We start from the raw sequence: 11,836 nt of genomic DNA, 5'->3' as shown, positions 1-11,836 counted from the left end.
CCTGCGGAGCGGTCGCGCACTCAATCAGCGCCATTTGAATGAGGTAGGCAAGAAACGTCTTGTCTGCGTTTGTCGCAAGCAATGCAGCCTTCAGATGGTCGACAACCATACGGTTATTACTCATAGTTGTTCCTACGTGTTTCTATAACGCGACGATAGTCTGCTATCGTGAGTCCAGCGTGAATCGTCCGTGAGTTTGAAGCGCTTGGATAACTAACTGGCGATGGCGTCAATCAACCGAATCCGTCGCATGGTTGTGACCGGATAATCGCTGTCGAGAAAGCGTGCAGGCAGGAAGTCAGGCTCGAATTGTTGCAACCGGGAGACGGCTCGATCCATTTGCTCGATCATGCCCGCCTGCTTGTAAAGTGCAATCAAATACCTGAGGGGCGCACGAAATGCGGGACGCAGAATAAGCGCTGCTTCTGCGTGACCTATGGCCGTTGCATATTCGCCCAACGCGGCGGCGGACATACAGCAAAAGAATTCGACAAAGGCCCTGTGCTCTCCTCCGCCTGTTAATGCAAGTGCGCTTAAAGCCGATCCTTGACTATCCCTAAGCTTGTCGAGAACCAGTTCCGTATTGGATAAAATCGCCAGATTGACTGCGTTCAGCGGGTCAAGGCTGACAGCGCGTTCAGCAAGCCGCAGTGAACCACGGCTTGAACCGCCTCCAAGATATTCGAGATGGGCCCCGATGCCCAGGATGCTGGCGCTACCAGCGTCCTCGCGCAGCGCTTCCTGTACCAGTTCCGTCGATGTGATCTTGTCGTCCAGGAATGCGCTGCTGCAATGCTGGAACTGTGCCATGTTGCGCAGGAATGCCCGCCATGCCAGATATTGCGGGCGCGGATCGCGATCATAGGCATAGCGCAGATTGACGTCTGCATCTCTTAAACTTTGCCGATCAAATCGGAAGATCAAGGCCCGCGCATGATTGGCGAGCATGGCTCCCGAATGTGAGATTCCAAGCTGATCCTTCCGCTCGCGCAACGTTGAAAGAATGGCTTGGACAAGAATCCCGGATTCGTGATGCAGCAACTCTGTGTGTGATGCCGATATTTGAGTGGTTCGCGACCAATAGAGCTGTCCAGTCCCTGCATGGCTGAGGGCAATAGCCACATGGCTGTCTCGACCTAAAGTTACGGTCCGCACTGCGACAGTGAGGCCCTTGACAGGCAAGGGAGGGAGAGTGCCGCCGATGGCAGCGTGACGGGGAAAGATTTCAAAATCGTCTAAATCGCGGAGCGACGTCGTTGTCAGTGTCATCAGTCGACTTGACGTCAATTCACTCGAAGGTTGGTTGTCGGATAGGAATTGGAAAAAAATTGCGGGTTTGGGGGCGGTATGACTGCGTAGGGCATGGGGCGGACTGATCCGCGCCTTGTCCGCAAGAGAGGCTCGTAAGTTCCGGATCCAGTCTTCAAACTCAGGGTCACGAATGTCGAGGTCGGCAAATGCGTCCTGCTCATTATTCCAGTCATTCGAGGCGGGCATGAGCCGGTATTTTATCGAAAAGCGGGTTGGATCAAGTGCTACCTTTTCCCGATCCGCTTTCAATATCGTTTGATAGGGGCCAAACGCCCGTCGTATGTCGACGAGCGTTTGGCGAAGGCTGTCCGACCCCCTCTTGGAATCTCGATCGCTCCACAGCTTATCCTGCAACCAAGTCCGGTTGCGGGAGTAGCCTTGTGACATGGCAAGTAACGCTACTATCCCGCGCGCCTTCGATCCTCTCGGGCTGCGGTCGCACCCATGAGAGTCGACAATCAGAAAGCGGCCAAAGATGTTTAATGACAACATGTGCAGCCCCCTGGAGACGGAATATATTTAAAGTATCATATCATATCAGCGAAGGAAAAGCTTGCCGGTTGGATCGAGTTCAAGTTTTTCAGCGCCAGGAGCAGTAATGTCAACAGGCGTCACGGTGATTGTGTTGCCGGGTTTGAAGGGGTAGGGCGGGACATCCGAGGTGGATGCGGCATGATCAGGAAAATCGGTCTTCACCCAATTGCGGAAGGCAGAAATTCCTTTTGAAACCTGCAAAACATAATCAAGCGACTGCGTGTCCGGCACGGGTGAATTGGACCCAATGTTTCTGAAATAGGCGGCGACGGCTGAGTCGTTGTATGGATCAGTGGGAACATCTGGTAACAGTTCCGCCGCTTGCGCCGCTTCAGGGCTGTCAGGCAAGACTGCTGTCCCCCAGTCAAGCGCGCGTTGATGACATGTAATGCAGGCGGACATTGGGTTGTCGACGGGGCCATTGGCGCGCCCGAAAAGGCCGAGATGCTGTCTCGGGAGGGGATAAAACATCGTGGCGACGGCAGGATTGACCCAGCTTTCGGTCGGCGACATGGCTTGTTCCAGATATGCTTTTGCATTCAACGCAGGGTCGCTTCCCCAGATCAGGCCGACCGGAACCAGGCGCTGATACGGCGTATCACCGGGCTGCATGGCATTATAGACGAATGTCCCGAAGAACCAGCCGTTGGGCGAACGTTTGTCCTTAATCGACAGATCAAATTGCAGAAGCCGCATCGTCATGGTGCTGCCGTCCTTTTCTCCGGCAACGTCCCACTCCTTTGACCCTGCAAGATAAGGAACGCTGGAAGGCTTTGCTGACGTGAACAGCATTTTGGCCGCCACGGCACCGTCCGCGAATGCAAAGTCAAGGGTTTTGGGAAAGGCCGGATCGGCCCAGATCTGACCAAAACCGTAGCAGGCCACATCGTTGTAGATCCCGACAGCGAAAGTACGCTCCCAATCTGTTTGGAGCGCGTGAAGCTCCTTCGGACGAGACCACCGTTCGGTGGTCATACCGTGCAGTGGCTCCCTCAGCATGAAGAACCATGGCGCATCGCACCATTCCTCGACCTTATTATCCTGGATGCGCCAATCAATCTCAGGGCGAGCGTTCACCTTGGTGACGTAATTCAAGACGGCCTGCATATAGTCAGCGGGATTCTTGAAGGGATCGATCGTCAGCCATGGCAGCTTGCTGGTATCGGGCAAGGTCTTTGGAAAATCATAATGAACCTGGAACTTGCGGTCTGTTTCGTGACCTTTCAGGGGCAGGCTACTGGAGCAGTCGAACTTGGCATTGGCCGCCGCTGCAAAGCTGTTGTCAATTGGGGCGGGACAGTCGGCAAAAGCAGATGAAATAGGCAAAAGAAAAAGGGCTAAACAGAAAAGAACAGTTTTCATTGTGGCTCCCCAGCTCGGTGATGTCAGACCGATGTAAAGCCAAGAGTCTTGGATTGCAAATATGCAACCTGACACGTGTTTTACGTGTATTTTGTAACTTGTCCAGGTGTATTAACGGATGGGGGTTCGATCGAAGATTGTTACCTGCCTTTCGCCGAACTTATAGAGTAGCGCCACAAAAATTTCTTTGTCGTCCCCAATGAGGACTTTGAGGTCTATGGACGGTGATGCCCAGTTAATCCTGGCGCTTGAACCAGGCATCGTCTGGCAGGATCAGGCGGCAATCCAGCCGCGCCCTTTCAATTTAGGACCGCCTTGGCACGAGCAGATATCGCCGGAATGATGCTGGATTGAGTGCAGATTTGCATTTTCAATATAATTTACAAAGCGCAAAAATAAAAAAACGATCTTTTGGTATTTATTTTGTAATATTTATTATTCCTAAATAATATATATTATAATGTTCCGCTATCAATAGGAGACGGCGCTATGGGATTGTTGTCAATTGTATTCGGAAGCGACATCAAAGCTATTTTCGATGCCATAAATCGGTCTCAAGGCGTCATTGAATTCGACATCCAGGGCAATATTCTTGATGCGAATGACAATTTCTGCAAGACGCTTGGATATGCAAAATCAGATATCATTGGCAAACACCATCGGATCTTTCTCGATCCTGAAGAGGTGAAGACTAAAGCCTATGCCGATTTCTGGGCAAAACTCGTTTCCGGCCAGTTCGACCAGCGCCAATATAAGCGGTTCACCAAATCGGGCGACCCCATCTGGATCGAAGCCTCTTACAATCCGGTTTTTCGCGGGGGTAAGCCTTACAAAATTGTAAAAATTGCCACGGACATTACGGCGTCCACAAACAAAGCTATGGATGGCGACGGCAAGATGGAAGCGTTGTTGCGTTCTCAGGCCGTTATCGAGTTCACACCGACTGGCCAGATTTTGACTGCCAACGAGAATTTCTGCAAGGCGATGAACTACGACCTCAGCGAGATCATTGGCAAAAATCATTCGATGTTTTGTGAACAAGCTTACATCGCGTCCCCCGATTACAAAGAGTTCTGGCGCAAGCTTGGAGCAGATGAGTTCCAGAGCGACGAGTTCTTGCGGATCGGGAAAGGTGGCAAGAAAGTCTATATTCAGGCCACTTATAACCCCATCACAGATGAAAAGGGAAAGGTCGTCAAGGTTGTGAAATTCGCGATCGATGTCACCGGCCGCGTCAACGCCATTGCTGCGATTGGTGCAGGTCTTGAGCGCTTGTCCGACTGCAATATCCGAATGACGATTGATGAGCCGTTCATTCCAACCTTCGAGCACTTGCGTAAAGACTTCAACATGTCCATTGGCAAATTCCAGGAAACCCTGGCGCAGGTGCTGGCGGAAACGGCGGCGGTTTCCGCCAATAGTCATGATATGCTCAAGGGATCGACCAGCCTGGCAAAACGCTCGGAGCAACAGGCTGCCGCACTGGAGCAGACTTCTGCGGCATTGGAAGAAATAACCGCGACGGTGAGAGAATCCAGTGCGCGTTCCAAAGATACTCGAAACTTGGTGCGCGACGCTCGTCAGGCCGCAACCGAGTCCGTAAAGGTCGTTAACTTCACCGTCGCCGCCATGAGCCGCATCGAGGGCGCTTCGAAGGAAATCAGTAATATCATCACTGTTATCGATGAAATTGCCTTCCAGACCAACCTTTTAGCCCTGAATGCAGGCGTCGAAGCAGCCCGCGCTGGTGAAAGTGGCAAGGGCTTTGCGGTCGTGGCCCAGGAGGTCCGTGAGTTGGCTCAACGCTCCGCCAAGGCCGCCAAGGAAATTTCGGAATTGATCGCTAAATCGACCAATGAAGTGAAGGACGGTGTACGTCTGGTCGGGGAAACCGGCAGTGCGCTGAACCGGATCGAGTCCTTCGTGCAATCTATCGATGTTAATATTGAAGCCATTTCCACGGCAGCGTCGGAGCAATCCACTAGCCTCACGGAAATCAGCACTGCGGTCAACGCCTTAGACCAGATGACACAACAGAACGCGGGAATGGTCAGCGGCATGAATGCCATCAGCGAAGCACTTTCCAGTGGCGCGGCTAAACTGAGCGAACTGGCAAACCGCTTCCAGCTCAACAGGCGCAGTGCCATCCGCGAGCCGGGAAGTTCCGCTGCAATGCGTGACAACGACAGGCGGGAAAGCAATCGCTCGGCGGCCTGACCGACAGACTATTTATGACCTGTATTAACGCTCAGTCAGCGGCGTCAGAATGGTCCAAGTATCAACGCTCGTGGATCAAAAATTGAACACGCCGGACGCCTGAAAAGCACTGGTATCTGCCGTTCGCGCAATGAACTCCGCCACGTCTGACTCTCGGAGTGGCGGAGAACAGATATAACCTTGAACGAGGATTCCGCCGAGTTTCTGTAGAGCCGCCAATTCGTCGTGTGTTTCTATACCTTCAACAACACACTCCAATCCCATATCTTGGCTGAGAGCGAGTACGGACTTAACAATTTTATAACTTGCAGGTGTCTTGTCCAGACCTACGACAAAGCTGCGATCAATCTTGATCTTGGTGAGTGGAAGAGAGTGCAGTCGTGTGAGGCTCGAGTAACCAATGCCAAAATCGTCAAGAGAAATTCCGCAGCCACGTGACCGCAGCATTTCAATGGACCGCTTAACCTGTGTGAAGTCATGTGTGAATGCTGTTTCGGTAATTTCAAAATCAATACGACCTGCGTCAAATTTCCCATTCTCGATGATATCAATCAAGAGCGTTGCACTTTCGCTCAAGTTAAGATCGTAAGCAGAAAGATTGAACGATAGCCGGAGGTCCCTATCCCATTGGCTTGCGGCATCAAGTGCCTTTCTAAGAAGTGGTCTCGTTAAAAGACCGACGATCCCGGCTCGCTCCGCAATAGGAAAAAACTCGGCGGGCGATACACAGCCTAATGTTGGGCTTTCCCAACGGGCCAGCGCCTCGAAGCCAACGGGCTTTCCCTGTCTGATATCAATGATGGGCTGATAGACGACGGACATTTCATGCGATATGTCAGCTTGCTTGAGTGTTTGTTCGATGCTGGCGTTAATATTGATTTGTCTTTCATGGCACGCGTTAAACAATACCGCACTCCCACGTCGAGTATTCTTTGCGTGATAGAGGGCGTAGTCAGCCTGATCAAGCAATCTATCTGGCGTCAATGTGAGATCCGGATAGATTGCAATGCCCATTGATGCAGAAATCTGAACGGTGGCCTCCGCCATATGGAAAGGGTGATGAAGCCGCTCAATCAGTGCATTCGCGGCGCTTAAGAACTGTTCATCGTCTAGAGAATTCGTCGCAATCACCGCAAATTCATCACCGCCCAGCCGGAAGATTTTGTGGCCCTCAGGAAGATCCAACAGACGTTTTCCCACTTCAACCAAAAGCCGATCACCTGTCGAATGGCCGTAAAGGTCGTTAATCGGTTTGAACCCGTCGAGGTCGATAAGGCCAAGGGCGACCCTGGAACCAACGGTACTCGCTTTCGTCAGTTCGAATTCAAGATACGAAAAAAACGCTCGTCGGTTTGGTAGCTCGGTTAGGCTATCGACGTGGGCCAGTCGTAAATTTTCGTTGCTCAACGCTTCTGCCCTATGTTGTGATAGGACCATCTGCTCGAAATTGCGGTAATTCGTGAGCAAAACCGATATAATTCCTGCGCAAACCAATATGATATTGACCGCAACGGCTATACAAATAATTTTTTCAAGTGAAATGAAAAATATTATAAATGACACGCTGACGATTATAGTAACAATTACTGCCGCAGATCGCAGATACATCAAGCAGAATATGCAAGACATTACGGTAATTGCCATGTAGAAAGAGACGTAAGATCGCTCGTATTCATCTCCATAAGGTAACAACATGTAACACCAAACCGCAAATGTGATTGCAATGACAATGGCAAGACGATTTGCGCAGGTCATTGCGGCGTGGGCCATTTCAGCTGTCGGCTCAACACTGCGGTTTCGCAACCAGAATACCATTCGTAGGCCGCCTAGACACGTAAACAGAAGCGGCATGCCGACGGTAAGATACAAGGGCGAGGACTGAAAATGCGTGATGGCCAACGCCCAGCTGCTGGACAGCAAGATGAAATACATCATCGGCATTTGGCTGGAGAAAGCGCGATATTGGGCTTTTAGCAAATCGGGATTATCAGATCGGACAGTCAGCAATTCACGAACGAGTTTAGAGAATTTGAAAACCGGCATCGTTTAATCCAGGATTATGGTTCAGCCAGCCGTTATAATTACATATTACTTATATAATCATAACGAAGTTCAATCAAAAAAAGAATCTTCTGCGGCGCTGATAAATTGGTCAGCCATGAAATCTGTAATCTGTCCATGTGAGATCAACAAGCGCGGAGTCGGCTGTGTTACAGCGATCAGATTCCAGTCGAGATAGCCCAACCCTTTGGATTTTCCATGCACCGCAGGTGAACTCTTGATGGCCACGCGCAGTCATCCGGTTGAGCGTGCGGACGCCGCCATTTGCGTCAGGTCTGACTGTCGAAGTTCCTTGCTTTGAACTGCTGTCTTGGAAGGCGGGGTAATGATTTCATTATGGATATCCACGACTGCTTTGCGCCAATCATCCCTGCAATTGCTCCAGCCGGTTTCGAAATGACGGAACTCGCACCCTGGGTACTGTTCCTTCAGGTGCAAGCCTTAGGGCGCTGACAGACAAGATTCCGGGCTGAGGAGGAAATATGGTTTCGATGGACGTGTGCGGAGGCGAAGGTTCTCGCTGCCAGCGTCCATCAAAAAACAAACCAAAAGGGGAAATTCGATGAGTATAGATTTCAACCTGAATGCGGACCAGATTGCCCTTCGCGATGGCGCGCGTGCCTTTGCCAACACAGTCCTGAAGGGCGTTCGCAAGACAATCGCCCAATATTCTCGACCAGATGAACGCTTCTATGCAATCAAGCCATTCTTTGAACAGGGCGTTCATGCTGGCTTTGTCAACGCTCTCCTTCCCAAGGAAGCGGGCGGCTCAGATATTCCCACCCTTGATTTTGCACTTGCGGCGGAAGAGCTAACGTCAGTCGATGTTAACATTCCATCTGCACTTTTGGGCAGCGGCCTTTGCATCAAGCCGGTTGCGATGTTCGGAACCAAAGAGCAGAAAAAGCGATTGCTGACGGATTTTGCCGAGGATGGAACGCGGCTGGGAGCGTTGGCGTTCACGGAGGTTACGGGTGGCGCCAATTTCGATTCTCCCGATCCCCGTTTCGGTGTTAAGACCTCCGCTACCCTGGAAGGTGATGAGTGGGTGATCAACGGCGAAAAGCATTACACCACCAATGGTACCGGCTGGGACGGCAATAATTGCCACCTTTATGCCGTCGTTTGCAGAACCGATCTGACCCGGAACGCCGAGGAATCACTTGCGGTCATCATGGTTCCGGGCAACACGCCCGGCGTTCGGGTTGCGGGGCTCCTCGATACGGTCGGCCACCGGGCAACGATTTCTCCGCGGATGACCTTTGAGAACGTACGTGTGCCGGTAAACAACATCCTGGGTGAGCCGGGCGACGGAATCAAAATCGTTTCCACGAATTTCGCCTGGACCGCCGCGCTGATCGGTGCGGCCTGTGTTGGTGTCATGCGTGCCGCCTACGACTATGCCCTGCAATATGCGCGTGCTGACTCCCACTCCGGGCCACATCCAATCATTGAATATCCGACGGTCGGCTATATGCTTGCCGACATGAAGATGAAGATAGAGGCCTGCCGTTACATGACGTGGAAGGCGTGCCATCAATACGACCAGTCCAAAGGGGCGGAGCATGAACTGGCAGTGATGACAAAGGTCTTCTGCTCGGAAACATGCGTCGACGTCGTCTACGATGCCATGCGGGTTGTTGGCGTAGACAGTTATACTGATATGCATCCGCTCGCAGAACTGATGAACGATGCGATGTGCTTCCCGCTTTATGACGGCGGCAACATGGGAGCTCGCCGACGCAATCTGCACAGCATCATCAAGAGTTCTTCCTACAGTTCTCTGACGGCGCCTTACGCGACATTTGCCTGAACGATAATCAAGCCTAGCGCAGCTTTGCCGTACAGCGGCAGAGCTGCGGTTCTGTTGCGGTCATCGCCTGTAATCGCGGGGGGCAACGCCGAAACGTCGCCGGAAGGCTCTGCTGAAATAGGACATGTCGTTGAAACCCCAGCGGAAGGCTGCTTCCGAAATGGTCAGGCATGTCCCTTTACGCAGTTCGGAGGCGCAACGATCGAGGCGCTTTGCCAGGATGATCTGCCCCAAGGTCTCGCCGTGTTCTTCCAGCAGCTTGTGCAGGTAGCGGGTCGATATTCCGAAATGAGCCGCGACCTTGGCGGGTGAGATCTCCGGGTCTGCGAAGTTAAGCTCGACATAGCGTAGAACAGACTGACGAAGGGGTGACCTGAAGGTCCGGCGGCGATCGTCGTCACGCTCGGGCGTCGAGGCTCGAAGCGACATGGCAACAAGGTCGATGATTGTCTTCGTCATATTGATCGAGCTGTGGCGCAGATTCTCGGGGTTTCGGGCGATGGATGCCAGAAAATCGACAACGACCTTGCCGATGGGTGTGCGGTCCGTGACTGTGCGCGCCACGAATTCGTGGCCGACATGGGAATCAAACATATGCTTCGGGATCTTGAACGCATATTGTTCCCAAGTGTCGCTCGTATAGTCGAGAAGAAACGGTTCGGACGAATCGACGACGGTGAACTCCCCGGGCATCGTGATGGCATCGCGGTTTCCCTGACGGATGCGGCATGTGCCGGCCACTTGCAGATTGAGGAAACAATAGGCATTCGTGTCGCGGCGTATGCCGCTTGTCGTGCGTGCAATGGTCTGTTTCAGCGACGCGATATTCGAAATGCCGATTTCGTCGAACGGGTGATCGGTTACAGCACCTCGGAAGTCCATTTTGGACGGTGTTTCTGGATCGAGCGCGACATAGACGTTGCACAGAACGTCCCTCCAGTAGCTAAAGCGCTCTGCCGTCCTGATCTCACCCAGATCGAAACACCTCATATGCATATCGTGCTGCCTTTGTTGGGACGTCACAAACTGACAACAGAAAAGCAAGAAATGCGCCAAATTCGCTTATCTGGAAGCGGATTTTTGGGATAGCAAAACATATTTTGTGGCGGCAAAAACAGGTCACGACAACTGAGACGGAAAAGCCATGTGCCGTCAATCGCGAGGGGCGACATTGGCTGCTTGCCGTGCCCTTACGGGTCCTTAACAATAGCGCTGTCGAGACGGGCGGCACCGGCTTTTGTGTGAGGCTGCGGAGAGTGTATTCCCTGACTGGATATTAATTGGAACTCTCAACGATTGGATCGGGTAGCGCATACTGTCCGGGCGAGCGCCGGACTGCCTGACACCATGATTGCAGTTGGTGGTTCCGGTCCAATCAACCCTGACCAACGATACCTCTATTCTTGCGTCTCTTCGGAGCGACGACAAAAACGTGCGGGACATCTACCCCAAAATCTGAATTGTCGCTCAACGATGAAGTCTGATTTCGCTGGCGGTGTCAGCAATTCCAAAGCCTGTAAGCGCATCTGTCCCGTTCACGAACGAGCGGCTAATTTTTGTTCCGTTGCGGTGTTCGAAGGGCTGTCATAACGCGGAACTTCGCCGGAGTGAGGCCGGTAGCGCTCCGAAAGGCCTTTGTGAAATTGGCCTGTGACGAGAAGCCTGCCGCAAAAGCGATCTCTGCGATATGGCTGTCATCGCGTGTCAGGCGCTGTTTTGCGAGTTCGAGGCGCAAATCCCTCACATAATTATGGGGAGTCTTGCCGGTTGCAGCCCTAAAACTACGGGCAAAGTGCGCCACGCTCATGCAGGCAATACTGGCAAGATCGACAACCGTGAAATCATTTTCCAGATGCGCGTCTATATAGTCCTTGACCCGCGAAAGGCGCTTCTGGTCTAGCGGCCGATCCTGTGCTGAAGGCTGTTTTGGACGAAGGTCGGTTGCGGAATACCGCTTGATGAGATGGGCAGACAGGGAAATGGCCAGGGTTTCCATCAGCAACCGCCCGGCAGGGCTCTCCTCCGCCATTTCCTTGAGGATCTCGGTCGCTATGAATTCAATGAACGGGTCGCTGGCGATGCTCTCGTAGCGCAGTTCCACGCGGGCTGGATCAATATCGTGTTCGCGCAGGATTGTCTCGTCGAAAGGCTGCCCGGACAGAAAGATGTGCAGACAGTCATCGATCGATTCGGTGACGTTTATGAACTCTTCCTCGATCCCTGCAGGACAGAGCCAGATCGTGCCGGGTCTCGCCTGGGTGTATTGGCGCATGCCGCCGCCGATACGATCCACCACGGATCGACCGCGTAGCAGGATGGCAATTTCGGTTTCGCGTGGCACGAGCGAAGGCAGTTCACCCGGCGCATGGCTCCAGCGCTCGGCGAGCATATTGGTCCATCCGTGGGCATTGGATGTCTCCAGCATGGATCCGGTCACATATTTATCGACGGAATGTCCGAGCATGGCTTGGCCTCTCCTTCAGATTGGCGCCGCGACATATGGCTCAAGAGACAAGCAAGATTTGCGCCAGAATCCAA

At 52.5% G+C, this 11,836-nt stretch carries 8 protein-coding genes; 2 read left to right on the top strand and 6 right to left on the bottom strand.

Going from position 1 to position 11,836, the window contains the following annotated elements:
- Nucleotides 1-213: 213 nt before the first annotated feature.
- Both AVI_RS30170 and AVI_RS28260 read right to left on the bottom strand, forming a co-directional pair.
- Nucleotides 214-1,803 carry an AfsR/SARP family transcriptional regulator gene (locus tag AVI_RS30170; RefSeq protein ID WP_015918674.1) on the bottom strand — a complete coding sequence of 530 codons (1,590 nt, stop codon included), beginning with the start codon at nucleotides 1,801-1,803 and terminating at the stop codon, nucleotides 214-216.
- A 45-nt stretch (nucleotides 1,804-1,848) separates the two neighbouring features.
- Nucleotides 1,849-3,207, bottom strand: coding sequence for a hypothetical protein (locus tag AVI_RS28260; RefSeq protein WP_015918673.1), 1,359 nt, complete (start codon nucleotides 3,205-3,207; stop codon nucleotides 1,849-1,851).
- 489 nt (nucleotides 3,208-3,696) lie between these two features.
- Here AVI_RS28260 and AVI_RS28255 point away from each other — a divergent pair, with 489 nt between their 5' ends.
- Nucleotides 3,697-5,424 carry a methyl-accepting chemotaxis protein gene (locus AVI_RS28255; RefSeq protein WP_015918672.1) on the top strand — a complete coding sequence of 576 codons (1,728 nt, stop codon included), beginning with the start codon at nucleotides 3,697-3,699 and terminating at the stop codon, nucleotides 5,422-5,424.
- A gap of 75 nt (nucleotides 5,425-5,499) precedes the next feature.
- Here AVI_RS28255 and AVI_RS28250 read toward each other — a convergent pair whose 3' ends face one another.
- On the bottom strand, nucleotides 5,500-7,467 hold the full coding sequence (locus tag AVI_RS28250; RefSeq protein WP_015918671.1) for a putative bifunctional diguanylate cyclase/phosphodiesterase: 1,968 nt from the start codon (nucleotides 7,465-7,467) through the stop codon (nucleotides 5,500-5,502).
- Between the two features lie 69 nt (nucleotides 7,468-7,536).
- Nucleotides 7,537-7,713: a hypothetical protein gene (locus AVI_RS31320; protein WP_156582768.1), complete on the bottom strand. Its 177-nt coding sequence runs from the start codon at nucleotides 7,711-7,713 to the stop codon at nucleotides 7,537-7,539.
- Between the two features lie 334 nt (nucleotides 7,714-8,047).
- On the opposite strand from AVI_RS31320, the gene AVI_RS28245 reads away from it, so the two are divergent.
- Nucleotides 8,048-9,298 carry an acyl-CoA dehydrogenase family protein gene (locus tag AVI_RS28245; protein ID WP_015918670.1) on the top strand — a complete coding sequence of 417 codons (1,251 nt, stop codon included), beginning with the start codon at nucleotides 8,048-8,050 and terminating at the stop codon, nucleotides 9,296-9,298.
- Between the two features lie 60 nt (nucleotides 9,299-9,358).
- Here AVI_RS28245 and AVI_RS28240 read toward each other — a convergent pair whose 3' ends face one another.
- On the bottom strand, nucleotides 9,359-10,288 hold the full coding sequence (locus tag AVI_RS28240) for a helix-turn-helix domain-containing protein (RefSeq protein WP_187152422.1): 930 nt from the start codon (nucleotides 10,286-10,288) through the stop codon (nucleotides 9,359-9,361).
- Nucleotides 10,289-10,847: 559 nt separating this feature from the next.
- Nucleotides 10,848-11,762 (bottom strand): AraC family transcriptional regulator, encoded by a 915-nt coding sequence (locus AVI_RS28235; RefSeq protein WP_015918668.1) that lies wholly within the window; start codon nucleotides 11,760-11,762, stop codon nucleotides 10,848-10,850.
- Between the last annotated feature and the right edge of the window lie 74 nt (nucleotides 11,763-11,836).

Source organism: Allorhizobium ampelinum S4, assembly GCF_000016285.1.
Classification (GTDB): domain Bacteria; phylum Pseudomonadota; class Alphaproteobacteria; order Rhizobiales; family Rhizobiaceae; genus Allorhizobium; species Allorhizobium ampelinum.
The sequence above is the reverse complement of the archived record's forward strand: the minus strand, read 5'-3'. Positions and strand labels throughout refer to the sequence as shown.